The following is a 25,645-nucleotide window of genomic DNA, read 5'->3' on the forward strand; positions in this document are numbered from 1 at the left end:
GAGAGAATGCGGATTTTGCATACCGCGGACTGGCATTTGGGGCGAACGCTTGAGGGACGGAGTCGGATGGCCGAGCAAGAGGCATTTGTTGATGAGCTTGTGGAGATTGTCAAGAAAGAACAAATTGACATCATCCTTGTGGCCGGCGACGTATTCGACTCCGTCAATCCGCCGGCGGCTGCGGAACAACTGTTTTATGAAAGCCTCGCCCGCCTGTCCGACAAAGGACGCCGCCCGGTGGCAGTCATCAGCGGCAACCACGACCACCCCGACCGGATCAGCGCTGCCCGGACGTTGATGTGTGCGCACAACATTTTTCTTTTCGGCCGCCCGCAAGCGGCTGTTTGCCGGATTGACGTTCCATCGTGCGGCGAAACGATGATGCTTGCTCCGTTGGCCTATCCGTCCGAATCGCGCCTCGCCGAGCTGTTGTCATCCGACTGTAAGGAGACGACGATGCGCGATCGGTACGATGACCGCATCCGCGCCCTATTAGCGGCGATGGCCGCCTCGTTCACGGCGGAGACCGTCAATATCGCGATGAGCCATCTTTACGTTGCCGGCGGACGTACGTCCGATTCCGAGCGGCCGATTGAAGTCGGCGGCGCTTATACGGTGGCGGCTGAGAGCTTGCCGAAAGCCGCGCAATATGTGGCGCTTGGCCATCTGCACCGGCCGCAGGATGTCAAGCAGGCAAAGACGGCGGCGCGCTATTCCGGCTCGCCGTTGGCGTACAGCTTTTCCGAAGCCGGTCAAGCCAAATCGGTCACGGTCGTTGACGTGCATCCAGGCAGGAAGGCCAAGGTGGCGGAGATACCGCTCGCTGCCGGCAAACCGCTCATCCGTTGGAAGGCGACAGAGGGGCTCGCTCAAGTATACCGCTGGTGTGAGGAAGGAAGAGACCGATCAAGCTGGATCGATTTGGAGATCCATGTGACCGAGTCGTTGACAATGGAAGAAATTGATCGGCTGCGTAAGCTTCATCCCGGATTTGTCCACATTCGCCCGGTGCTTCCCAATCGGGCGGAAGAGATGATGGAAATGAGCCGCGAGCCGCTTTCACTTGAAGAAATGTTTCACCGCTTTTACGAACGGCAGACTGGGGGACAAACGCCGGATGAAGAGCTCGTCCGCCTCTTTTTGGAGCTGGCGGCGGAAGAAGAGAAGGAAGGGGAGGGAGAATGAAGCCGATCTCGCTGACGATCGCCGGGCTTCATAGCTTTCGTGAAAAGCAGACGATCGATTTCACCGCACTGTGTGAGGGCGGTGTGTTCGGCATTTTCGGGCCGACTGGAAGCGGCAAATCAACGATTTTAGACGCCATGACGCTCGCCTTGTTCGGCAGCGTCGAGCGGGCGGCCAACCGCACGCAGGCGATCATCAACCACGCGGAGCAAGAGTTGTTTGTCTCGTTTACGTTTGAGCTGGAAAATGCGGCAGGAGCGAAACGGTATACAGTCGAACGAAGCTTAAAAAAAGTGGACGAATGGCGGACGCGCAGCGCCGTTTGCCGCCTAATCGAGCATCGGTCCGAGCCGGTCGTGCTCGCCGATAAACTGTCGGAGGTGGACAAGGCGATCGAGCAATTGCTCGGCTTGACGATGGAGGATTTCACCCGGGCGGTCGTCTTGCCGCAAGGAAAATTTGCCGAATTTTTATCGCTCAAAGGGTCGGAGCGGCGGCAAATGCTGCAGCGCCTCTTCCATCTTGAGCGGTATGGCGATCAGTTGAATAAAAAGTTGAAAGACCGGCTTGCCGCCGCTCGGCAAGAATGGGAAAAAATCGAAGCGGAAAAAGCGGGGCTTGGCGATGCTTCAAAAGCAGCGCTCGAGCAGGCAGAGGCGGATGTGCGGGAGCTCGCGGGGCTGTTTGCCAAGCGAAAAAAAGAGCTTGAGGAAGTCGAAGCAGATGTGGAACGAACAAAACAACGATGGGCATGGCAGCAAGAAAAAGAAGCGGTCGAACAAGAGCTCGCCGCGCTGCGCCAACATGAATCCGCCATCCGCGAGCTTGAGGCGAAAAAGGAGCGCGCCGAGCAAGCAGAGCGCATCTGGCCGTATTGGGAGCAGTGCGAGCAGGCATGTCGCTTGCGGGCAGAGGCGTTTCGTCGGTATGAAGGACTGGCGCGTCGGTTAGAAGAAGCCCAATTGAGCTATGAAGAAGCGGCGCGGCGTTATGAACGGGCGCGCCAAGAAAAGGCGCAGCGCGAACCGGAATTGCTCGTCCAGATGGAACGGCTGCGGCAGGCGGCGCAGCTTGAGCAGCAAATGGAAGTGCTTGGACAGGAGCTCGCAGCTCTTCGTGAAGAGAGGAAGCGACTCATTGCCCAGGAGAAGGCAGCTGCACGCCGGTTTGAAGAGGCGTCGGTCTGGTATGAGCGCGGCGCGAAGCGGCAGCGGGAGTTGAAAGAAGAACTGAAACAGCATGAAGAGGCGCTGGATGGAAAAGATGAGGCAGAGCGGGCGTACAGGCAGAAGCAGCATATTGAGCAAGCGGCGTCAGCCATCGCTCGCGTCGATGCCCAACTTCAGCAAAAGGAGGCCGTTTGGCGTCGGGCGAAAGAGGAAAAGTTGGAGCGGGAACGCCGATCAGCCGCTGTCGGCTCCCGGCTTCAAGAGCTGTTCCGGCGTGTGGAGCGGACGTATCGTTTCGTCTGCTGGCGGCAGCAGGACGCTGAAAAACAATTGTATACGTTGCAGAAAACCATAGAGGCGGAGCGACAGCGAGCCGAAGAAGCGCGGACGGCGCAACTCGCCTCCGCCTTGGCTGAGCGGCTCCGTCCCGGCGAGCCGTGTCCAGTGTGCGGATCGCGCGAGCATCCGCATCCGGCCGCCGCACCGCACGATGTCCAACTTGAGCGTCTGTCCGAGCTTGAGGCAGAGCGGCAGCGGTATGAACAAGATTGGCAAATGATCATTTCGTTCAAGGCGCAGCTCGAGCAGCTCGCCGAGCTGGCGGCAGGCCATGAAGCGCCGTCTCTGTTTGCCGAAAGCCGCTCGGTGGAGGAGGCCGTCGACCTCACTGTGGAAGTGCGGGCGCTTGCGCAAGATGTCATTGAATTGAAAGAAGCGGTCTACCGGGTGCTTGCCCAATGGAATGAAGCCGAGTCAGCGCGGCGCGAAGCGGAGAAAGCGTGCCAATGGATAGCGGCGGACATCGAAGCGCTGCAAGTTGAAAAGCAGCGGCTGAAGGAAGAGCGGCGGCAACTTGAACAGCAATGGCGGCAGATGTATCCTTTCCTTTCGCTTGAGACGATCGATGCGGTGTATGAACAGCTGTGTGAACGGGAAAACGTGCGGCGCGACGTGCAAAAACGGCTGGAGGACAGCGTGCTGTTTTTAGAGGAAAAACAGCGGGCGAAAGAGGAAGCGGCCAAAGAGCGGAGCCGGCTTGAGACGGAGCGGGTGCGTCTTGACTCGCTGATTAGTGCCAAACAGCAGCAATGGAACGAATATGAGCGGCAACGGGGCGAGAAGGCGGGGGAAGGTCCTGCGGCCGTGCAGCTTCAGAAGGTGGAGGCCGAATGGCGCCAGCTGCAAAACGGCGAGCAACAGGCGTATGAGGCCTGGCAGCGAGCCCAGCGGGAATATCAAATGCTTGAAAGCGAAACAAAAGCAGCCAAGCAGGCGTGGGAAGAAGGCGTCCGCCGCGAAGAAGAGGCGCTCGCTCGCTGGCGCGGCGCGCTTTTGGACACCATGTTTGCCGATGCCGAACAAGTCAAGCAAGCAAAGGCGGAAAAAGCGCAGCGAGATGAATGGGATGAGGCAATCCGCCGCTATTGGCGCCAAATCGAGCAAGCCGAACATCGCCTCGCCCAGCTGGCCGCCGCCATCGGGGGGCGGCGGTGAGCGCTGAACAATGGGAGACGATGCAGCGTGTATACGCCGAGTTGAAGGGGCAAGTGGAGGCGATGACGCAGCAGCTTGGGGCGGCTCAAGCGAAGGTGGAAGAGTTGAGAAAAAAACATAGCCGCTTTGTTGAACTGGAGGAGAAGCAGACGGAGCTCAGCCGGCGCATCGAGCGGTATAAACAGCTGCAGGCGCTGCTTCGCGGCAACAGCTTTGTCGAATTTATGGCTGAAGAGCAGCTCGAGCAAGTCACCGCCATGGCTTCGGAACGGCTGCAGCGGCTGACACGGCACCGGTATTCGCTCGAATTGGATTCGCAAGGCGGGTTTCTGATCCGTGATGATGCCAATGGCGGCGTCAGACGGCCGGTATCGACGCTCTCGGGTGGGGAGACATTTTTGACGTCACTGTCGTTGGCGTTGGCGTTATCGGCGCAAATTCAGCTGCGCGGCGAGTATCCGCTCCGCTTTTTCTTCTTGGACGAAGGGTTTGGCACCCTCGATGCTGAGCTGCTTGAGACGGTCATTTCCGCCTTGGAAAAGCTGCATACCGAGCGGCTGGCGGTCGGCGTCATCAGTCATGTACAAGAAATTCGCCACCGTCTGCCGCGACGGCTCATCGTCGAACCGGCTGAACCGTCCGGACGCGGCACGCGTGTCTGGCTGGAAATGATGTGAATGGCTCGCCCGTTGAGCTGAACGGGCTTTAGGGGAATAATGGAGAGATGCGGTCGCAAAAGGTTGGTTTCCTTTCGATCAAGCACAATGTATGGTTTTTTAGATATAGAGGTAAATAAGCAAAGGTGTCCGGATCCTTTTGGGACACCTTCTCTTTTTGGTTTCGGCAGCGTTCGGCTGATAAGGTTGATGTTGGCAAATGAAAAGCGAGGGGATTCGTTTTCTGCCATGTTCAGTTGTTGGCGGCCACGTTTTGGTCGGATACATCCGGATCAAACGCGTTTGTAAAGCTGATCGCGTTGTTCGTCATCACAAAATCGCCGGTGTTGAACCCGCCGGATCCGGCTTGCGTTTTCGTGGCGACTTTCGGCGCGATGTACAGACAGTCGCCCATTTGGACGACAGCTCCGCTGCTGACGTTGTTGATTTTAATCGGGCCGACAAACGAAGGCATTATAAATCCCTCCCTCTTGTTGGCGCGCTCGACTCAGAGCCGACCAGCTGGCGGATATGTTTAATTCTTGCCTCTGCCTCCGCTGTCGAGGTCGAGCCGATATGGACGATGGCGGACGAAGAAATGGCGAGCACGCGCACAGACTGAACGGAAATGACCGGGGACTCATGGAGCGTTTGGCGTGCAGCTGTCGGCGGTGGAGAAGTCCAGCGCGGGATCGGCTTCGCAAAAACAGGGAATATTTGTTCTCCTTCTGGGCCAAAAAACAGTTCATATTGCCGCTGAACGGCAAAGGCGCGCGTGCGGGCGGAAATTCGCTCTGAGTCGCCGATTTGCAGCACAGAGCTAATGATGAGCGTTTCGGCATGGAACGTTTGCACAACTGACGTTCGTTTCACGGCGTATCCCCTCGGGCCGGCACGAGCGGGACGAACGGGCCGATGATAAGCGATTCCGGTGGTGTGTCAAACGCGGATGACAAGTGAATCGCATCGGCGTCGCCGATTAAAAACAGCGAGGCACTGGCGACGGCCACGAGGCGGATGTCGCCAACATGCAGATGACGATTGATCACTGTATAATTCACGTCTATCCCTCCTTTGAAGGCAAATGTTTCAAAAACGCATCGAGCGATTGTTCGATATCGGCTTTCACTTTTTGAAAAATTTCATTTTCGACTGCTTCATCGCGGTCGCCGGACGGAACGTAGCCATGGTTGGCTTTCTCTTGCAAATAGAAGCGGATGCGTTCGTCTGTTTGCCGGGCGATGTCTTGCAAAATGAACTGGCGGTACGTATCGTCGAGGCGGCGGCCGTATTGCTGCTCAAGGCGTTTTAACGTTTCCGACGCTTCCCCGTTGAGATAGGCGGCTACTTTTTCTTGAATCGGGCGCATCAGCACCGGTTCCGGCTTTGGAATTACGGTTTTGACCGGTTCGACGGCAAAGTCTTCAATTGTACCGCCGGCTCCGGACGGAGCGATCCCGATGTTTAGCGTTCCTTCGAGTGTTTCCACTTTGAGCTGGTCAAATTTATATTCAATTCGTTCGATCGATGTGCGCGGTTGAGCCTCCATTTCCCGAAGCCGGGCTTCGAGTGCGTGGAGACGGCGTTCCAGAGCCCGTATTTTTTTGTTTGCCATAATAAATAGCGGTGCAGCTTGACGAAATACTCGTAAATGCTCATTGTGCACCATCATCCTCTCCAAAGAGCCCTCTTACTTCAATATATGGACGGCCTTTCGCTCTCATCACTTTTTTTCGCTGAATTTAGCGGGTGGCTGAATGGAGAGGAACGAGAGGAGCGGATGCACCGGGCGGCACGGTCGCCTGTGGGGCCGGACCGGTGAATCCGCCGGTGTTGGCAAGCGTTGAGAGCGCTTGAATGCTTCCGGCGCTGCCGATTTGCAAAACGGATGAATTGGTGACCGAGCCGATCCGCAACTGGTGGATGCAGATGCTTTGGCTGATGTAAACGTGCACCCTCCTTCTCCTCCTTCAAACGTTTCCGACGACATTTTCATCGGCGACATCGGCGTCATTCGTATTGGTATTGCTGTAATAGTTATAGATATGAAGCCCGTCGCCGGTGTTAAACGAACCGGCGCCAGCGAACGTTTTCGTCACGCTTTGCGGGGAAATCGCAAACACATCGCCAATATGGAACACGCCGCTGCTTCCGATGCTGTTCAGTTTAACGACTCCGACAAAAGCCGGCATGTGGGCATGCTCCCTTCCATGTTTTCTTCGTTGATACTAGTGTATGGGCGCAAGCTGCGAAACGTTCGCTTTAATTGTTGGCGGCATTATTTGAGTCGAACACATCCGGATCGCCGTTGTTTGTAAAGCTGACGAACGTATTCGTCTGCAGGAAGTCCCCGTTGTTGCCGCCGCCTGAGCCGGTATTGGATTTCAACGTGCTCTTTGGTGTGATTTGCAAGACGTCGCCGAAATTCACCGTGCCGTCGCCGCTGACATGGGTGATTTTAATTGGACCGCTGATAAATGAAGGCATGAAGAGCCCCCTCCTTTTTCGTCGTGTCGCTATCGTTATTGTATGAAAACGGAGAAAAAACGGTTCAATGCGGGGCGAGAGTCCAATTGAGGAAAGCAGCTCCCGCGTATGATAAAGAAAGGGAACGGGCAGAAAGGAAGGGGAAAGGGGATGCCAGCAATCGTCATTGGTGGGCTCAAAGTGACGAACGTAAGCGGCAATGGCACTGTCAACATGGGCGATGTGCTGCAAATCGCTCCGAAAAGCACCACGAAGTCAAACTCAGGCGCCGGCGGCGGCAATACTGGCGATTTCTTGCAAACGAATACGTTTTGCAGCGTCACGAATACGGTCGATCCGGACGTCTCCGACGCCGGGGTGAAAGGAAATAACTAGCGGTTGTCGAGACGATTCGCCTAGCATTCGTTTTTGGGAAAAAAGAAGAAACTGGGTTCTTTTTTGGCGCAATGGAGCGGACTAGCCAAGAAAGAGGGCTGGCTTCAAAAGTCATTTTACGACTTTTGGGACGGCCCTCTTTTTCTTTATGCCATCTTTGTTATATAATACAATTGTGAATTTTCTAAAACATAAAACAGGGGATGGGAGAATGAATGCGCCGCTCGTGCTCCATCACTTTTTCGATCGCGCCGTGGCTCTCTATGGGGACAAGACAGCCATGATTTGTTTGGGGCGGACGGTGACGTATCGTGAGCTTGGCGAACGGGTGCGGAGGCTTGCCAACGGGCTGCGGGGGCTTGGCGTTCGCAAAGGCGACCGTGTGGCGTACTTGGCGCCCAACACGCTCGAGATGCTCGAAGGGTTTTACGGTGTGTTTGAAGTGGGAGGGGTGATGGTGCCGCTGAATACGCGGCTGAAACCGGATGATTACGTTTTTATTTTGAATCACAGCGAAACGAAAGTGTTGTTTGTGGATCAGGAGCTGTATGGGCTGATTGCACCAGTCAAAAACAAGCTTGAAACGGTCGAGGAGATCATTGTCCACCATAAAACAGAGGCGGCGATTGATGAAACCGTTTACGATGAATGGCTCGCCGCCCAGTCGTCAGCGCCGGTTCCGCGCCCGATGATCGATGAGAATGATATATGCAGCTTGCTATATACAAGCGGGACGACAGGCAACCCAAAAGGAGTCATGCTGACGCATCGGAACAACTATTTGCATGCGCTTGTGACGATGCACCATTTGCGTGTGTCCGACCGCGATACGTATTTGCACGTGCTGCCGATGTTCCACGTCAACGGTTGGGGGGCGCCGTTTTATTACACCGCCAACGGGGCAACGCAAATCGGTTTGCGTAAAGTCGATCCGAAAGTCATTTTTGATCTTGTCAAGGAACATCAGGTGACGGTTATGCATATGGCTCCGACTGTGCTCAATATATTGCTGCAATATTATGAGCAATATCAACCAGATGTCCCGGAAGGCGTGCGGGTCGTCATCGCCGGTTCTGCGCCGCCGCCGGCATTTGTCGCACGCGTTGAGGAAAAGCTCGGCTGGGAGTTTATCCAGGTGTACGGCATGACCGAATCATCTCCGCTCAGCACGATTTCGCTCATTCGTCCGCAGCTTGACGGACTGCCTGTGGAGCAAAAGCAGCGGATCAAGGCAAAAGCCGGCTATCCGATGATCGGCTGTGAAGTGAAAGTGGTCGATGAAAACGGCGACGAAGTGCCTCATAATGGTCGGACGATCGGTGAGGTGATCGTCCGCAGCCATGGCGTCATGAAAGGATATTGGAAAAACGAAGAAGCAACCGCCGCAACGATCCGCGACGGCTGGCTGTATACCGGCGATATGGCGACCGTCGATGAATACGGGCATATTGATATCGTTGACCGGAAAAAGGATATTATTATTAGCGGAGGGGAAAATATTTCGTCGATTGAAGTCGAAGGTGCGCTTTATGAACACCCTGCTGTGCTTGAGGCAGCCGTCATTGCCGCGCCGCACGAAAAATGGGGAGAAACGCCGCATGCGTTTGTCGTCGTCCGCCCAGGGCACAATGTGACAGAGGAAGAGCTGATCGCCTTTTCTCGGGAAAAACTGGCTCATTTCAAAGCCATTACAGGCGTTACGTTTGTCGATGAGCTGCCGAAAACAGCCTCCGGAAAAATTCAGAAAGTACACTTGCGCCGCCAATATTGGGATGCAATTGGAAAATCGGGCCGCTATGTCAACTGATGATACAGGCATGCGCCTTCAGACGGGCAGAGGAGAGCGCGTCGAATGAAATGGATAAGGCGGCGGGCGTGCCGGCAAGGCGATAAAGCGTCGCCGATTGCGCAGACGGCTAGGCGGTAGAAAGAAGGGAGAAAGCGATGATCAGATCGCCCGAGCGAATCGCCGCGGCCGATGTGCTGCGTGGATTCGCTTTGCTTGGCATTTTGCTTGTCAACATGCGTTATGTTTCCTCGCCGGCGTTATACGACGACGGCGTCAAGGACAGTGATTTTGACCGAGTTTTCGTTGCCGTCGTGGATGTGTTGTTTGAAGCGAGCGCGTATCCGCTGTTTGCCTTTTTATTCGGCTTTGGCGCCGTGATGATGTTCCGCCGGCTCCAAAGCCGCGGGGAGCGGCCGATTCCGATTCTGTTGCGCCGCTTCTTTCTTTTGCTTGGGATCGGCATTGCTCATGCGTTTGGCCTTTGGTTTGGCGATATTTTAATCCCCTACGCCCTCGCCGGGTTCATCATGCTTTTCTTTTTCGCCGCCCCGCCTCGTTGGTGGCGGACGGCGGCTGTTGCCGTCTTTTTTCTTTTTCACGGCCTTATGGTGCTGCTAATGGCCTTAAGCATGTGGATAGGAGGAATGAAACCAGTTGAAGGTCATGAGAGAGCGGCGGCCGCAGCGCTTCACAACTATCGAAATGGTACGTTTTCCGACGTGTTTTGGCAGCGGTGGAACGACTGGATGTATATCAACGGCGATGGAGGGCTTTTGCTTACGGTGTTGACCGTGCTGCCGTTTTGTTTGCTTGGCGGCTATGCCGCCGACCAACGTTGGCTTGAAGCCGACCGTCACTCGCCTGCGAAGCTGCGACGCCTGATGAGGTGGGCGCTATGTTTTGGTTTAACGTTGAAAACCATTCCGTATTGGGCTGCGGCCAACGACTTGACCATGTACATCCAAGACAGCTTCGGAGGCGCCGCTTTGGCGGTGTTTTACGCGGCGGCTGCCGTGTTTGTCTGCCGGAAACCAAGTTGGCAGCGCGCTTGGCGGTGGTGGCAAGACGTCGGGAAAATGTCGCTCACCCATTACCTCGCGCAATCGCTCGTTTGTACGTCGCTGTTTTATGGTTATGGGCTTGGGTGGTATGGACGCACAAGCGCATGGCAGGAGATGTTGATTGCGTTTGCCTTGTATGCAACTCAAGTGTGGATAAGCCGCTTTTGGTTTGCGCGTTTTCATTATGGCCCAATTGAGTGGATGTGGAGGTGGGGAACATACGGAACGCGGCCGCCGTTTCGCCGCCGGCCGGGGCAATAAAAACCCCCGCTTACTGAACGGACGGGGAAGGCGATTCCAACATCCTTGTTTGCTGCAAATATTGATTGATCAATTGGTCAAGCTCTTGGCTGCATTCGATCGTCTCTTTGGCCGTGAACCCATACGTGAGCGCCAATTCGATCATTTGTTGTCGTTTTTCTTCAATTTGCAACAGAACCATTTCCTTCACCATCAATTCGTTTGAAATGTTGGTTGAGGCATGCCCGTCGATGCAAGACGTTTGTTGCATGACGAAAGTCGCAATCGACGCCCTAGTGGAAACTAAACATTATTATACATATCCCGACGAAAAAAGGAAGCGATTCGGGAAAATAAGTGATAAATTTCCTAATTTAGACAAAATTCTACAAAAGCAGGACTTTTTCGCCTCGATGGCGAATACCATCCTCAACGCGCCAAAATGGCGAAGGCGGGTGGAAGAGAAGAGTTCACGAAGCGTCCGCTGCATAACAAAGAAAGGGAGAGAGGCACGATGAAACTGATCACCGCACTTTTCGATGGAGAAACGTTTGTTGGAGCCGTGCCGCAAGGAGACGACCGGGCGGTTCATTTGCGCCGCGCCGAACGGACGATGGATGGAACGGAGACGATGCCGACGACGATGCTTGAGGCGATTGCCCAAGGGGAGGCGTTTTTCACCCGAGCACAAGAAGTAGTTGACTGGGCGCTGCGCCACCCGGCACCGGAGTACGTTTATCGCCTCAGTGATGTCCGTCTTTTGGCCCCGATCCCACGGCCGGCGAAAAACATTTTTTGCATCGGCAAAAACTATGTTGATCACGCGCTGGAGCTCGGCGGCGCCGATGTGCCGGAGCATTTGATCGTCTTCACGAAAGCGCCGACAACGGTCATCGGTCATGAGGAAACGATTTTGCGCCATGCCGATGTCACGGATGAAATGGACTATGAAGGGGAGCTGGCGGTGGTCATCGGCAGACAAGGGCGGGCGATCCGCCGCGAAGACGCGCTTGATTACGTATTTGGATACACGATCATCAACGATGTGACAGCAAGAGATTTGCAGGAGCGGCACCAACAATATTTTCTCGGCAAAAGCTTGGATACATTTTGCCCGATGGGGCCATGGATCGTGCCAAGCAAATTTGTGCCAAATCCAAACGATTTGCGCATCGAGACACGGGTCAACGGCGAAGTGCGCCAGCAAGCGAACACGAAACAATTGATTTTTTCCATTGAATCGATCATCGAGACGATCTCAAAAGGCATTACGCTTGAGCCGGGCGACATCATTGCGACAGGAACGCCGGCTGGAGTCGGCAAAGGGATGAACCCGCCGCGCTTTTTGCAGACGGGTGATGTCATTGAGGTGACGGTGGAAGGCATCGGCACGTTGCGCAACAAAGTGGGAGAGTAAACGGTGAAAGTGAGGAAGCTCCCATTGATGCTCAAAAGGCGTCCTTTTGAAAGAAAGGGCGTCTTTCGTTTTCGTGTGAGTAAAATATTTGTGGGTGACATTTCGAAATGATCCCCGACGAGGGTTGCGAACTTTTGTTCGCAACCCTCGTCGGGGCCACCAAGCGAAGCGCGGTAGAACAAGCAAATGTCATGCAAAAAGGACTCTCTCCCTGCTATGATGGTGATTGTCAACATCAACCGAAAACAGGAGGGAGAGAGTCCATGAAACATCTTACCACAGAATGGCCTTTATTAAAAGAGTTGGAGGAACAATTGTTGAGAACTCTTCAAAAGGTGTTCGCTGTCTTGTTGGCGGCCCTTTTGGAGGAGATCGATCAACAACTGGCGGAAGCGCGGGACAAGCGCCGGTATCAGCTGAAAGACAAACGGCCGACTACGATCCAAACGCTGTTTGGGGAAGTGACGTTCCGACGGAACTACTACTATGATCGACAAACGGGGGCGTATACGTTCTTGCTGGATGCCGAACTGGGCTTTGATGGAGCGCAGTCGATCAGCCCTTGCCTCGAGGAAACGGCGGTCGAGTTGGCCGTCGAGTGCTCTTCCTACCGCAAAGCGGCTCGCACGCTGGAGTCGATCGTGGGGTATGCGGTCCTCAGCCACGAGGCGATTCGCCAGTTGGTGCTCGAGGCCCCTGTCTCGCTGCATCACCCTGTTTCCAAACGGCACGGCCGGGTGCTGTTTGTGGAGGCCGATGGACTGTTTATTTCCCGCCAGGGGAAAGGGAAACGGGCGAAAGAAGAGAAAATCCTGGCGGTTCACGAGGGATGGAGACGAAACGGGTCGCAGCTTGAGCTGGTGAACCGGCGCCACTATCTCCATGAAGGGACGGGGGACGTGTGGGAACGGTTTGAGGAGTGGCTGATGAAGGAATATGCCTATGATCCGTGCCGAGACCTATTGGTCATCAACGGCGACGCGGCGTCGTGGATCACGGCCTGCCGGGAGTATTTTGGGAAGCGGGCGTGCTTTCAGCTGGATCGATTTCATGTGGCGCGGGAGCTGCGTCAGTGTCTGTCCGGCCATCCGCGTTGGCGGGAGGTGCGGAAGAAGCTGGCGAAACAAGATGAAGAAGGGCTTCTCGTGGAGCTGAACAGCGCGGTCGGCACGTTGGAGGACGAAGCGAAAGAGAAGCAGCTGGCTGCCATGATCCGCCGGATCGAGTCGATGCCGGGATGCATCCGGGACTATCGGGGGTGGCTGTCGGAGCAAGGGGTGGAGACGACCGGCATGCGTCCGATGGGCCATGCGGAGAGTGTGATGAGCCGGTTTGCGCATCGGGTGAAATCCCGCCGCAGCTGGAAAGACCAAGGGCTTCGGGCGTTTCTGAAGGCGATGGCAGCCCGAATCGACGGGATCCGGTGGAGAAAGGGGCCGTTGGAGGCAGAAGAGCTCCAGTCGGCCGTCTCGGCCTCAACAAAGTCCAAGCGGATCGAACAGGCCAAACGGAAGGCCGGACGGTTGTGGATGGATGTGGTGCGTCAGAATATACCGTGTCTGCAACAGTCATCCGGGACGCCGATCCATCAAGCGTTGTCGGCGCTCCGGGATGGTGGTTGGGTGTAAAAAAATGGAATATCGTATCATCGCCTCAAGATGAGGGATGAGAGTCCGAAAGCGCTTACGATATGAATTCCTGAAAATGGTTCGCTAACTAGTGATTGACAACGCTCGTAGTGAATCGAAAAAATGTTCTCCACAAAGTCTTGACTGACTCGTTTTCGTGAAGTTTGTCAACCGTAAGCCCGCTGTGCTATGATGGGAAGGAACAAGGAATGGTTGGAGGGATGGACGTTGACGCATGCCCATATTACGAGCTGGCTCATCACGATTGTTTTGTTTTTCCTTGCGGTGTCGATGGAGCGGCAAGGGGCGGGCAAAGCCAAGATCGTGCAAATGGTGTTGCGGCTGTTTTACATTCTCACGATCGTGACGGGGGGCTTTTGCTGCATAGCATTGCTTCGATATCCGCGCTTTATTGGCTAAAAGCGCTTGCCGGGCTGTGGGTGATCGGAGCGATGGAAATGGTTTTAGCAGCTGTAAAAAAAGGAAAAAGCGCGGCGGCAAGATGGACGCAATGGGTCATTGCCCTTGTGGTGACGCTGTTCCTTGGCCTGCTGCTGCCACTTGGTTTTGACTTATTCTAAAGCGAAGCGGCAGCCTTCTATTGGTTGCCGCTTTTGTTGAAGATGAAAATATGGTATGGTAAAAGAAATATCATTTTTTGAATTTTTTGACCTTATTGGTCAGCGGAGGGGGCATGATCGTTTATGCGTTGGTTCTGCTGCCGCCGCGCCGAGGAGCTGGATCATTTGCTCAGGGAGCATAGTTCTTCCTTGGATGAGCCGTTGTTTGTCCAAATCGCGGGCAATGATGAGGAAGCAGTGCGCCATGCGGCCGCCGCGTTAGCCCGTCGTTGGCCGCACGCCCATATGGTTGGGATGGCAGGGCCGCTGCCAATGGCCGGGGAGGCGAATCTCGCTGTTGGCGTCGCGTCGATGACGTCTTCAACCGTTTCGTCGTTGGCGCTGCCAGCTGATGAGTTTGACCGCCCGGATGGATTGGCGGCGTTGATCGCGGAGGCGGTCGTTCGTCACGATACGACGTTGCTTTTGTTGTTTACGAATCACCGCTCGGCTTTGCCGCCTTTGCTTCGCCATTTGCCGCTTGCAAACGAACGAATGGTTATCATCGGCTGCGCGCTTCCCGAGGACAGCGTGTTATTTTCGCCCGACGGTCGGCTTGAGCGCGGAGGAATCGCCGTCTCTTTCAGTGGAACAGCGCTTCGCGGCCACTGTGCCGCACCGTTTTTATGGGAGCCGATTGGCTTGGCGTTTTCCATCACGAAAAGCCGCGATCAACAGATTGACGAGCTAAACGGACAAAAAGCGTCGAGCTATTTGGAACGGTATTTAGGAAGAGAGTTTGTCGAACGCCTTCCGTTTTCTGGGGTGGAATTTCCGTTTCTTATCGAACGGAACGGACGCGATGTCTGTCTGCCGATTGTCGCTGTCAACCAGGATGGCTCGGTTGCAGTAAGGGGACATGTCCATAACGGAGAAAAGGTGCGATTTGCTTATATTCATGCCGCGTCCCTTTACTGGAGCGCGCGTGATGTGGCGATGCAAACGGCCAAGCAACCAGCAGAAGGAATGCTGCTTTACTACAGTGCGGCGCTCGGTGGGTATACGCGCCCGCTGTTTGACGGCGTGGCTGCGGCGTTTGGACAGGCAGCGCTGTTTCCGGCCGTCGAGGTGTTGGTGAAAGATGCGTATACGGCGGTGCGGCCGGCCGCATTTGCGGCCATTTCGCTGGCGGAAACAGCGGCCTCGGCGGAGAGCGGCCTACTGTCACCGTGGTCATCGCCGCCAGAAGGGATGATGACATTGGCGCAGCTCATGTCAACATCATCCCGCGACATGGAGCGGCTGCACGTCCGCCTGCAAATGTCGGAGCAACGCTACAAATCGTTGTTTGAGCATAACACGGACATTGTCTATTCCACAGATTTGCACGGCCGTTTGACAAGCGTCAACCCCGCTTTTGAGCAAGTGCTCGGTTACAAGAAAGAAGAGATTTTGTATACGAATTCGCTCAAGTATATTCATCCGAATGATATTCCCCGCGTCACTCGCTATTTTTACCGAGCGCTGCAGGGGAATATCCAAACGTATAACTTGGAAATTCCGGCGAAATCGGGAGAACGGCTTTTGTTTCAAATGAAAAACATTCCCATCATTGTGGATGGCAAAAAGGTCGGCATTTACGGAATCGGACACAACATTACCGAGCAAAAAAAGGCGGAAGAGAAAATCTCTTATTTAGCATATTACGACATCGATACGAACTTGCCCAACCGGACAAAGTGGATGGAATTGTTTTCCGAACAGCTGGATAAAGCCAAGCAGAAGCAGCGAAAGATGGCGGTTGCTTTGATCGATTTGGACCGGTTTAAATGGATTAACGACAGCGTCGGCCATTACGCCGGAGATGACATTTTGCGCCAGCTTGTCGAGCGCATTCGCCGCGTCTTGCCGCCTAGTGCGGAGCTTGGCCGATTTCATGGCGACAAGTTTTGCTTGCTTTTTCCGCTCAAAACAGAGGCCCAGGCGGCGACGGAAGCGGCGCTCCGCATCGTGCGCGAAGTGGCGCGGCCGATTGTGTACGACGGAAAGGAATTTTTCGTTACAGCAAGCGTTGGTCTAGCGATGTTTCCAGATGACGGAGAGGACGAACATGCGCTCCTTAGGCACGCCGATATGGCGGTCAATATGGCGAAAAAAGGCGGCGGCAACCGGGTGGAGCGCTACTGCGCGCAAATGAACGAAGAAGCAATGCACCGATTGGAAATGGGCGGACATTTGCGCAGGGCGATCGAAGAGAATGAATTATTTCTTTGCTACCAACCAATTGTCGACGTACATACGGGTGTGGTGAAGGCGACGGAGGCGCTGATTCGCTGGCGCCATCCGAAGCTTGGGCTTGTGCGGCCGGATGAATTCATCCCTTTGGCGGAAGAGACTGGGTTGATTCATGAGATTGGGCGCTGGGTGCTGAAAACCGCCTGCAGACAGACGAAACAATGGCAGGAAATGACGGGAAATAACCGACTTGCCATTTTTGTCAACGTCTCCCCTGTCCAGTTTCAACACGAGCGGTTTGTAGACAATGTAAAACAAGCGCTTAAGCAGTCACGCTTGTCTCCGTCCTGTTTGCATCTCGAATTGACCGAACATTCGATGCTCCGTTATCTGTCCAGCACGATGCGGACAATGGAGGAGTTGAGGAAGCTTGGCGTCGGCATCGCCGTCGACGATTTCGGCAGCGGATATTCCTCGTTCCATTATTTAAAGCGGTTGCCAGCGACAATATTGAAAATTGACCGTGCCTTTATTGAACAATTGCATGCCAACGCTTCCGATGAGGCCATTGTCAAGGCGATGATTACGATGGCACACGGGTTGGGGCTTGAGACGATCGCCGAAGGGGTGGAAACGCCGGAACAGCTCAACCGGCTTCGCGATTTGCAATGCACGTATGCGCAAGGATACGTGTTTTGTCCGCCGCTTCTCGCTGAAGAAGTGATGCGGTATGTGACGGAAAAGCAAAAGTGATCCCCCGCCCGCGTCGGTTGACAGCTGTCGTCCGTCGGCACTCCGCCTGAAGCAAAACGGCTGCTAGGCTTCGCTTCGGGCGGAAGGATGGCCGGTAAAAAAACATTGACAGCTCGCCGTTGGACTTCGACGACGTGAGGATCAACAGGCGATTCAGCCGATTTGGGCGCAAATGGCTCGCTCACCGCTGTTTAATGTGATTTCAAAACGGTCGCTTGACGCCCGTCCGCGCTCGTAATAATGGTGGATGCTGCCAATTTGTTCGGTGTTGTCGTAAATGATGAAATTCACGCCAGACGATTTGGCAAACAATAGGCCGTTGTAGCAATATAAGCAGTCATACAGCGAAAATCCGAGGCTGTTCAGCCATTGAACAAACTGGAAAAAGGTTGAATCCGAAAGCGCGGCGAGCCATTGTTGATAGGCATACGTTAGCCGTTTGCGGAAACGGATGCGATCTCCGTTTTCGAGGGGAAAGACGCCAAGATCCGTGGCGACCGCGCCCTGATCCTGCCATTGCCCGGACAGCCAATGCCCGCAGTGAAACCATTCGATGCCTTGCTCGGCAATTTCTTCTACTAAAGAGGCTTCCTCTTCTTCTTCGTCGAAGAAGATCCATTCATCGTTGACGAACTCCACTGTTCCATACACATACGCCCGCGGCTGTTCCACAATGCATTGCAGTCGTTCCTCGATGTTCAATGTCTCTCATCCTCCTTGTACTCCTCTGTTTTTCCATTTTTTTGCTGATTTATTCATGCGACGACCGACGTCGGACAATTCATCGAAATGACGGGGGGTGCATAAAATGGAATCATGCCGACGTGGAGAACCATCGTGAATCAAAGGGGCGATCGCTGGAAACGATCGTGAAAAAAGAACGGATGAAATGATGGAAACGGGTGAGAACTTGCCATCTTTGATAAAAGAAAGGATTGGTTTGTATGTGTGGCATTACTGGCTGGGTCCATTTCGGGCGCAATTTGCGCCGCGAGCGGACGGTCATTGACAGCATGACAGAGACGCTCGCCAAACGTGGACCGGATGATACAAATACGTGGCTGGACACTCATGTCGCCTTCGGCCATAAACGGCTTGTCGTCGTGGATCCGGCTGGAGGCAAACAACCGATGGTCCGGCAAAAAAACGGACATCGTTATACGATCGTCTATAATGGCGAGCTGTATAATACGGAAGACATTCGCAAGGAACTGTTGCGCCAAGGCTATCGATTTGATGGTCATTCCGATACAGAAGTGTTGCTTGCCGCATATATGGAATGGAAGGAGAAATGCGTCGATTGGCTCAACGGCATTTTTGCCTTCGCCGTTTGGGACGAGGAGCGCGAGCTGTTATTTATGGCGCGCGACCGGCTCGGAGTAAAACCTTTGTTTTATCGAGAAGATGGCGGGGGGCTGCTGTTCGGCTCGGAAGTGAAAGCCATTTTGGCCCATCCCGATGTAAAGGCAGAAGTCAATTATGAAGGACTCGCCGAAGTGTTCGGCCTCGGACCGTCGCGCACACCGGGGCACGGCGTGTTTGACGGCATTCGAGAGCTGCGCCCGGCACATGCGCTCACGTTCTCTCGCAGCGGGCTTCGCATTTGGCGGTATTGGAATGTCGAAAGCGACGTCCACCGCGACTCGTTCGAGGAAACGATCGAAAAGCTGCGCTTTCTATTGACGGATGCGGTCACGCGCCAACTCGTTTCCGATGTGCCGGTCTGCACATTTCTATCCGGTGGAGTCGATTCAAGCGCCATTACAGGGATTGCCGCCAATGCCTTCGCGGCAGATGGAAAAGGGCCGCTGCACACCTACTCGATCGATTATGAAGGAAACGACCAGTATTTCAAAGCCAACGATTTTCAACCAAACACGGATGCGCCATTTATCGAACAGGTGTCAAACCAATTTCAAACGGTTCATCATCGCTGCGTGATCACGCAAGAAGAACTGTTCCGCCATTTGCATGAAGCCGTCATCGTCCGCGACGTTCCGGGCATGGCCGATGTCGATTCTTCGCTTCTTTGGTTTTGCAAACAAATTCGCGAACGGTTTGTCGTCAGCTTATCAGGGGAGTGCGCCGATGAAATTTTCGGCGGCTATCCATGGTTTCATCGGCCGGACGATTTGTCTCGGAAAGGATTTCCGTGGATGCGTTCGGTCGACGCGCGCATGGGCCTATTAAAGGATGAGTGGCGGCAAAAGCTTCGCCTTGACGACTATGTGCAAATGCGTTATGAACAAACGCTTGCTGAAGTGCCGCGTCTCGAGGGGGAAAGCGCCGAGGAGGCGAAGCGGCGTGAGCTGTTTTACTTAAATATGATTTGGTTTATGACGACACTGCTTGACCGAAAAGACCGGATGAGCATGGGAGCAAGCTTGGAAGTGCGCGTGCCGTTCGCTGACCATCGCATTGTCGAATACGTTTGGAACATTCCGTGGGATATGAAAATGTACGGCGGCCGAGAAAAAGGCCTTTTGCGAAAAGCGCTCGAGGGATTGCTTCCCGAAGAGGTGCTCTACCGGAAAAAAAGCCCATATCCGAAAACGCACCATCCTCTATATACGAAACTTGTCAAGCAATGGCTTGAGCAGTTGCTCCATGATCGCTCTTCGGTTTTGCACGAGTTTTTCGACCGGGAAAAATTGCTGGCGCTCATTGAAACAGAAGGGAAGTCGTTCCAAGTGCCGTGGTTTGGGCAGCTCATGACCGGTCCGCAGCTGCTCGCTTACCTTGGCCAAGTGCACGTTTGGTTTGATCATTACGGCATTCGCATTAAAGAATAAGAGCTGCGCCTACGCGCAGCTCTTATTCGATTTGGCGGCGCTACGCCATTTTTGCTTGTGGCACCATTGTTTTTTTCATCCAGACGCGCGACCGCCAGCGCCAAAGCATCAACAGTCCGCGCAGCCATTCGTCGGCGATGAACGACAGCCAAATGCCGACGAGGCCAAATCCGAGGGCGATGCCAAATACGTAAGCAATGGTCACGCCGACGCCCCACATCGACAAAATGCCCATATAGACAGGGAATTGCACATCGCCAGCGGCACGAAGCGAGCTGATAATCACTAAATTAAATGAGCGCCCCGGTTCAAGGATAATCGTTAACAGCAACAGTTTGCGGCCAAGAACAATCATTGAGCGGTCATCGGTAAAGAGCGACAGCAACGGCTCGGCAAACCAATAGGCGGCTGCGGCCAGCAGCACTGAGATGGCGATGGCGCTGTACAAACTTTTCAAGCAGCGGGCGTAGGCTTCCTCGTATCGCCCGGCCCCGACGAAGTGGCCGACGAGAATTTGCGTTCCTTGGCTGACGGCGATGCCGAATAAAAACACAAACATCATAATGTTTTGCGTGTATATACGGACGGTCAATGCCTCAGCGCCAAGCCATGTAATGAAATACGTAATGACCATTTGCGCCGTATTGTACGAAAGATGTTCCCCGGCTGCCGGAACACCGATTTTCAGCAGTGAGCGCAAATAGTGAAACGGAAGGCGGCGAAACGCCCTTGGTGCGAGCGGAATGTTTGTTCGTTTGCGCAACAAAGCAAGAAGTGCGAGAAAGGCCATGCCACGGCTGGCGGCGGTCGATATAGCAGCCCCTTGGATGCCGAGGGCGGGCAGGCCAAACAAGCCAAAAATGAGGACCGCGTTGCTGATGACGTGCAAAACGTTCATGCCAACCGCCACATACATCGTGTCACGGGTGAAGCCATAGCTTTTCAAAATGGCGCCGACCGTCATCATCAGCGCTTGGATGAACAAAAATCCACCGACAATCGCCAAATAATGGGTTCCTTCATCGAGCAGCTCGGCGGGCAAATCCATCATTCGCAAAATCGGCTCGCTGAATGCGGCGAGAATGGCGCTTAACAACAATCCGAATAACAAATTGGCCACGAGGGATACAAGCGATACGTCAACGGCTTCTTGCTCTCGGCGGGCGCCTAAATATTGAGCAACAAGCACTGCTGTCGCTAAAGCGACGAAGTTGAACAGCACGATCGTTAAAGCGATGATTTGGTTCGCCACCCCGACGGCAGCAACCGCGTGATCTGAATACTGGCTGAGCATCAGTGTATCGGCGTTGCCCATCACCATATAGAGCAGCGTTTCAATAAAAATTGGCCACGTCAAGGAAAACAGTGACCGCGTTTTGGCCTCATGGCGCATGTTGAGACAACTCCTTTTTCTTATTCCGACTTGAACGATATATTCAGTTTAGCTAGTTTGTTGCATAATGGAAAGAGAAAGAAGCGATTTTGCTTGCACATTTCCGACAAAAGAGGGGAGAGGCCGATGGATACGGTCACATTTTCCATGCCGCCGCTGCCGGTGTTCATCAAAGGGGCGGAAAGTGTATTTCTGGAAGGAAAGAAGCATTTCCGCCGCACATTTTCCGTCTTTGATTTGCTTTACGTGAAACGAGGCTGTTTGTATATGACAGAAAACGGGCGCGAGTTTGCGGTTGGCAGTGGACACTATTTGTTGTTGATTCCGGGAAGGGAGCATTACGGACACCGCCCATGCGAAGAACGGACGGAGCTGGTTTGGCTTCATTTTTTGCTGCCAGACTTTGCGGTCGTTTCCGATTGCGGTGTCAGCCGGCAGATCGTGATCGAAAAGGAGGCGACATACACCGAGCCGATCCAATACCGGCTCTCCATCCGTCAATATGGCGAAGTCAAGCAGCGCGAGCGGGTGGAACAGCTGCTAAGTCAAATCGTGGAACAAAACATTCGGCGGGATATCGATCAGCCGCTCCGGCAGCTGCTGTTGTTCATCGAATTCCTTTGGCACTTGCAAAAACAAGAGCTTTCCGTCCCGAGTGCGTCTGAACAGATCAGCGCCGCGGTGGTTGCGTATATCGAGAAACATTTCAGCGAGCCGATTACACTGGACATGCTCGCGCAGGAGCTCCGATTCCACCCGGACTACATCACCCGCTGCATGCAAAAAACGATGGGCATGGGATTTAGCCGCTACTTGGCGCATTATCGGTTGTCAAAGGCAAAGCAATGGTTGGCGGAGACGAACGAGACGATTGAGGCGATCGCCAAGCGGGTTGGCATTGACGATGGCGCCTACTTTTCGCGCCTGTTTAAAAAGGTGGAAGGAATCACGCCGACCGAATATCGGCGCATGGCGCGGCGTAATTGACCTTCTTCTATGCCGGTGGTATAGATGGGGACGGTCAGCAAAAAATCAAACCGGTGCAGCTTGTCCTCTGCACCGGCAACCGATATGTTTGTCCGTAACCGCCCGCTCAGTCGCCTTACCAGCTTTCGACCACGTAAAGCACAAACCCGTACGGCGGCAAGGAGACGCAAAGTGTTTCCGCCTCTGCAGCGAATCGCTCCCCTGTCAGAAGGTTGACCAGCCATTTTCCACGCGCATCGATCGGCATGGGAATTTCTGCTGCTTCGTTGCTCCGGTTGATGATGATCATGACCGTTTCATTGCCATCCGTTTTTTCATAAACAAGATGGTTCGCTTCATCATCGGCGGCGAGAAAAGCGACATCGCCGCGTCGAAGCGCCCGATATTGCTTGCGAAGAGCGATCAGTTGCTTGACATGTTCATACAGTTCTTTGTTTTGCTTCTCTGGATCCCACACCATACATTTCCGGCATTCCGGATCGTTTCCCCCCGTCATGCCGATCTCATCGCCATAGTAAATACACGGCGAACCAGTGAACGTGAGCTGGAACAAAAACAACAACTTCGCTTTGCGGACGTCGCCGCCGCAAACCGTAAGCAGCCTTGGTGTATCATGGCTGCCAAGCAAGTTAAACGCCGCTTCGTTCACATGTTTCGGATACGAATGAAGCAACCGGACCATGATATCGGCAAACTGGCGGGCGCTGATTTCCTCTTTCGCGAAAAAGCGAAGCGCTCCGTCCGTGAACGGGTAGTTCATGACGGCGTCAAATTGGTCGCCGCGCAGCCACGGCATGGCGTCATGCCAAATCTCGCCGAGAATGTACACATCGGGCTTTAGCGCCTTCACCGCCTGACGGAATTCGCGCCAAAATTGGTGATCGATTTCGTTTGCCACATCGAGCCGCCAGCCGTCAATATCAAACTCGCGAATCCAGTACGTCGCGACATCAAGCAAGTAGCGCTTCACTTCCGGATGGGCGGTATTGAGTTTGGGCATTTGCGGCACGAACGCAAATGTGTCGTAATTCGGGCGCGGCTCCGTTTGGAGCGGAAACTCGCGAATATGGAACCAATCTTTATACCTAGACGCTGCACCGTTTTTTAACACATCTTGAAACGGGGCAAACTCATAGCCGCAATGATTGAAGACTGCATCGAGCATGACGCGGATCCCTTTTTCATGGCAGCGCTTGACAAGTGTTTTCAACGTCTCTTTGTCCCCAAAGTGCGGGTCGATTTCAAAATAATCAGCGGTGTCGTATTTATGATTCGACGGCGCGCGGAAAATCGGCGTCAAGTAAAGGCCGGTGATGCCGAGATCAGCCAAATAGTCAAGGTGATCGATGATTCCTTGCAAGTCGCCGCCGAAAAAGCTCGTCGGCGTCGGGTCCTCGCTTCCCCACGGCCGCGCCCCTTTCGGACTGATGGCCGGGTTGCCGTTGGCGAACCGCTCGGGGAAAATTTGATACCATACGGTGTCTTTTACCCAGTCCGGCGCTTGGAATAGGTCGACCCGATGAAGAAAGGGGAAGCAAAAGTAGTAAGCGGTGTCGTCGCTCGGAGCTTCATGGTAAAATCCTTTTTCCGTATAGACCAGTTGTTCGTCCCCAGATCGAAGCACAAACCCATAGCGCAGCCGTCGATATGGCGGTTTGACTTCGGCGAGCCAATAGTCAAACAACCCGTCGCTTCCCGTTTTCTGCATCGGCATCGTTTGAAACTGCCAGGCGCCGTCTTGCCACTCGTACGGGTCGCCGTGCAACAGCTCCACCCGATCAACATCATCTTTTTTTGTCCGAAGCCGAAGATGAAGCGTTTCGCCATCATAGGCATAGGCGAAGTTGTCAGTCGGACGGTGGTGAATGGCTTCTTTTTGCATCATCGTTCCCCCTCTTGAATCCAATTTGGGTAAAAGCAATCGTTTGCATGATAGACTTCCGTTAAACAAAGCGTACGCCAATGTAAAAAAAAGTCAAATTTCATAGAAAATAAGCTTGTAAAATGAAAAATAGACGATATAATAGAGTTGAAAGGTGCAATCGTTTTCATTGGAGTGATTGCGATTTTAATGCGCAAACGGTTTCGCTATGGTTGCACTGAAAAAGAGTCGATCAAAAGAGGAGGGAGAGCATGAAGAAAACATTGTCTTTGTTTCTCATGGCTGTGCTGCTCGTGGGCGTGCTCGCTGCCTGCGGACCGAAACGGGACGTTCAACAGCCGAAAGAAAGTCAAGGAACGACCGAAAAGGCGGAAAAACCGGACAAACTGGTCGTTTGGGTGAACGACGACGAAAAGCAGAAACAAGCATTAAAAGATATTTTCCAAAAGTACACAGAAAAAACCGGAATCAAAATCGAGATGGTTGGGGTCAACATGCTCGATCAAACGAAAAAACTAGCGCTCGACGGACCGGCTGGCAAAGGGCCGGATGTGTTCTACCAGCCGCATGACCGCATCGGCGACATTGTGCTGCAAGGATTGGCCGATCCAGTCGACCTTGGCGATGCGAAAGGCGAGTACAGTCCGACAGCCATCAACGCGGTCACCTATGACGGGAAAACGTACGGCGTGCCGATGGTCGTCGAAACGTACGGCGTGTTCTACAATAAAAACTTAGTTTCAGAAGCGCCGAAAACGATGGAAGACTTGATGAAGATCGCCAAGGAAAAAACGAATGCAGCGAAAGACCAATATGGCTTTTTAATGGAAGCAGCCAACTTCTATTTTGTCTATCCGTTCTTCGCCGGATACGGCGGCTATGTGTTTAAAAATGAAAACGGCAAATACGACATAAGCGACATTGGGCTCGCGAATGATGGAGCCGTCAAAGGAGCCGAGCTCGTCCAATCGTGGTTTAAAAACGGCTACATTCCGAAAGAAATCACCGGCGATATTATGAACGGGCTGTTTACGAAAGGAAATGTGGCGGTTGCCATCACCGGACCATGGAACATCGCGTCGTATAAAGAAGCGTTGGGCGACAAATTGGCGACGGCGCCGCTGCCGGTTTTGGACAACGGCGAGCATCCGAAATCGTTCGTCGGCGTAAAAACATGGATGCTCTCCGCCTATTCGCAAAACAAAGAATGGGCGGTCGACTTCATGAAGTTTGTCACGAACGAAGAAAATTCGCTTCATTACTATGAAGTGGCGGGCGAAATGCCGGCGAACGAAAAAGCGTTGACAAATGAGAAAATTACGAACGACCCGCTGATCGCCGGCTTTGCGGAGCAAATCCAATACGGCGAGCCGATGCCGAACGTGCCGGAAATGTCGCAAGTGTGGGAGCCGATGGGCAATGCGTTGCAATTTATCGCGAAAGGCGACAACCCGAAAGCGGTGCTCGGTGAGGCAGTGAAAACGATTCAAGATAAAATCGCCGCCAGCGGCGCTGGAAAATAGCGCGTGATATCGTGGTGGA

The 25,645-nt window shown here is 53.8% G+C and carries 20 protein-coding genes and 3 pseudogenes; 12 read left to right on the forward strand and 11 right to left on the reverse strand.

Annotated elements, in window-relative coordinates:
- The first annotated feature begins 6 nt into the window (after positions 1-6).
- Both A0V43_RS00780 and A0V43_RS00785 read left to right on the forward strand, forming a co-directional pair.
- Entirely contained in the window at positions 7-1,185 is a 1,179-nt protein-coding gene (locus tag A0V43_RS00780; RefSeq protein ID WP_013146206.1) for an exonuclease SbcCD subunit D, read from the forward strand.
- Positions 1,182-4,525: pseudogene (locus tag A0V43_RS00785) on the forward strand (SbcC/MukB-like Walker B domain-containing protein). Before A0V43_RS00780 ends, A0V43_RS00785 begins: the two are co-directional and overlap by 4 nt.
- 232 nt (positions 4,526-4,757) lie before the next feature.
- On the opposite strand, the gene A0V43_RS00790 reads toward A0V43_RS00785, so the two are convergent.
- The 7 genes and pseudogenes from A0V43_RS00790 to A0V43_RS00815 form a co-directional block, all read right to left on the reverse strand.
- Positions 4,758-4,979 (reverse strand): spore germination protein, encoded by a 222-nt coding sequence (locus A0V43_RS00790; protein ID WP_011230188.1) that lies wholly within the window; start codon positions 4,977-4,979, stop codon positions 4,758-4,760.
- Positions 4,979-5,377, reverse strand: a complete 399-nt coding sequence (locus tag A0V43_RS00795; RefSeq protein ID WP_063192134.1) for a spore germination protein GerPE — start codon at positions 5,375-5,377, stop codon at positions 4,979-4,981. The genes A0V43_RS00790 and A0V43_RS00795 overlap by 1 nt, the downstream gene beginning before the upstream one ends.
- A complete protein-coding gene (locus A0V43_RS00800) occupies positions 5,374-5,565 on the reverse strand; it encodes a hypothetical protein (protein ID WP_013146202.1) in 192 nt (63 codons plus the stop codon). The genes A0V43_RS00795 and A0V43_RS00800 overlap by 4 nt, the downstream gene beginning before the upstream one ends.
- Before the next feature lie 2 nt (positions 5,566-5,567).
- A pseudogene (locus tag A0V43_RS00805) lies at positions 5,568-6,163 on the reverse strand (spore germination protein GerPC).
- Positions 6,164-6,246: 83 nt separating this feature from the next.
- Positions 6,247-6,459, reverse strand: coding sequence for a spore germination protein GerPB (locus tag A0V43_RS18410; protein ID WP_013146201.1), 213 nt, complete (start codon positions 6,457-6,459; stop codon positions 6,247-6,249).
- 15 nt (positions 6,460-6,474) lie between these two features.
- Positions 6,475-6,696, reverse strand: a complete 222-nt coding sequence (locus tag A0V43_RS00810) for a spore germination protein (RefSeq protein ID WP_011230193.1) — start codon at positions 6,694-6,696, stop codon at positions 6,475-6,477.
- Between the two features lie 70 nt (positions 6,697-6,766).
- Positions 6,767-6,991 carry a spore germination protein gene (locus tag A0V43_RS00815; RefSeq protein ID WP_013523084.1) on the reverse strand — a complete coding sequence of 75 codons (225 nt, stop codon included), beginning with the start codon at positions 6,989-6,991 and terminating at the stop codon, positions 6,767-6,769.
- 150 nt (positions 6,992-7,141) lie between these two features.
- Between A0V43_RS00815 and A0V43_RS00820 the strand changes: the two genes are divergently transcribed.
- From A0V43_RS00820 to A0V43_RS00830, 3 genes are all read left to right on the forward strand, one after another.
- Positions 7,142-7,366, forward strand: a complete 225-nt coding sequence (locus tag A0V43_RS00820; RefSeq protein ID WP_013146199.1) for a spore germination protein — start codon at positions 7,142-7,144, stop codon at positions 7,364-7,366.
- 211 nt (positions 7,367-7,577) lie between these two features.
- Positions 7,578-9,173, forward strand: a complete 1,596-nt coding sequence (locus A0V43_RS00825; protein WP_025038858.1) for a fatty acid--CoA ligase — start codon at positions 7,578-7,580, stop codon at positions 9,171-9,173.
- 137 nt (positions 9,174-9,310) lie between these two features.
- Entirely contained in the window at positions 9,311-10,477 is a 1,167-nt protein-coding gene (locus A0V43_RS00830) for a DUF418 domain-containing protein (protein WP_013146197.1), read from the forward strand.
- A 10-nt stretch (positions 10,478-10,487) separates the two neighbouring features.
- On the opposite strand, the gene A0V43_RS00835 is transcribed toward A0V43_RS00830, so the two are convergent.
- Positions 10,488-10,670, reverse strand: a complete 183-nt coding sequence (locus A0V43_RS00835) for an aspartyl-phosphate phosphatase Spo0E family protein (RefSeq protein ID WP_020278948.1) — start codon at positions 10,668-10,670, stop codon at positions 10,488-10,490.
- Positions 10,671-10,970: 300 nt separating this feature from the next.
- On the opposite strand from A0V43_RS00835, the gene A0V43_RS00845 reads away from it, so the two are divergent.
- The 4 genes and pseudogenes from A0V43_RS00845 (at position 10,971) to A0V43_RS00860 (ending at position 17,049) form a co-directional block, all read left to right on the forward strand.
- Entirely contained in the window at positions 10,971-11,873 is a 903-nt protein-coding gene (locus A0V43_RS00845) for a fumarylacetoacetate hydrolase family protein (protein WP_013146195.1), read from the forward strand.
- A 263-nt stretch (positions 11,874-12,136) separates the two neighbouring features.
- Positions 12,137-13,501: an ISLre2 family transposase gene (locus tag A0V43_RS00850; RefSeq protein WP_063192135.1), complete on the forward strand. Its 1,365-nt coding sequence runs from the start codon at positions 12,137-12,139 to the stop codon at positions 13,499-13,501.
- A gap of 228 nt (positions 13,502-13,729) precedes the next feature.
- Positions 13,730-14,082 (forward strand): annotated as a pseudogene (locus A0V43_RS00855) (YisL family protein).
- 123 nt (positions 14,083-14,205) lie between these two features.
- Positions 14,206-17,049 carry an EAL domain-containing protein gene (locus A0V43_RS00860; RefSeq protein WP_063192136.1) on the forward strand — a complete coding sequence of 948 codons (2,844 nt, stop codon included), beginning with the start codon at positions 14,206-14,208 and terminating at the stop codon, positions 17,047-17,049.
- Positions 17,050-17,202: 153 nt separating this feature from the next.
- On the opposite strand, the gene A0V43_RS00865 is transcribed toward A0V43_RS00860, so the two are convergent.
- Positions 17,203-17,751: a DUF2777 domain-containing protein gene (locus A0V43_RS00865; protein WP_013146192.1), complete on the reverse strand. Its 549-nt coding sequence runs from the start codon at positions 17,749-17,751 to the stop codon at positions 17,203-17,205.
- A gap of 242 nt (positions 17,752-17,993) precedes the next feature.
- Between A0V43_RS00865 and asnB the strand changes: the two genes are divergently transcribed.
- On the forward strand, positions 17,994-19,841 hold the full coding sequence (gene asnB / locus A0V43_RS00870; protein ID WP_063192137.1) for an asparagine synthase (glutamine-hydrolyzing): 1,848 nt from the start codon (positions 17,994-17,996) through the stop codon (positions 19,839-19,841).
- A 40-nt stretch (positions 19,842-19,881) separates the two neighbouring features.
- Here the strand turns inward: asnB and A0V43_RS00875 are convergent, their stop codons facing one another.
- Positions 19,882-21,234, reverse strand: coding sequence for an MATE family efflux transporter (locus tag A0V43_RS00875; protein WP_063192138.1), 1,353 nt, complete (start codon positions 21,232-21,234; stop codon positions 19,882-19,884).
- A gap of 126 nt (positions 21,235-21,360) precedes the next feature.
- Between A0V43_RS00875 and A0V43_RS00880 the strand changes: the two genes are divergently transcribed.
- On the forward strand, positions 21,361-22,221 hold the full coding sequence (locus tag A0V43_RS00880) for a helix-turn-helix transcriptional regulator (RefSeq protein ID WP_015374066.1): 861 nt from the start codon (positions 21,361-21,363) through the stop codon (positions 22,219-22,221).
- A gap of 115 nt (positions 22,222-22,336) precedes the next feature.
- Here A0V43_RS00880 and A0V43_RS00885 read toward each other — a convergent pair whose 3' ends face one another.
- Positions 22,337-24,103, reverse strand: coding sequence for an alpha-glycosidase (locus A0V43_RS00885; RefSeq protein ID WP_063192139.1), 1,767 nt, complete (start codon positions 24,101-24,103; stop codon positions 22,337-22,339).
- Positions 24,104-24,354: 251 nt separating this feature from the next.
- On the opposite strand from A0V43_RS00885, the gene A0V43_RS00890 reads away from it, so the two are divergent.
- Entirely contained in the window at positions 24,355-25,626 is a 1,272-nt protein-coding gene (locus tag A0V43_RS00890) for a sugar ABC transporter substrate-binding protein (protein WP_063192140.1), read from the forward strand.
- Positions 25,627-25,645 lie beyond the last annotated feature (19 nt).

It is taken from the genome of Geobacillus sp. JS12 (assembly GCF_001592395.1).
Classification (GTDB): Bacteria; Bacillota; Bacilli; order Bacillales; family Anoxybacillaceae; genus Geobacillus; species Geobacillus zalihae.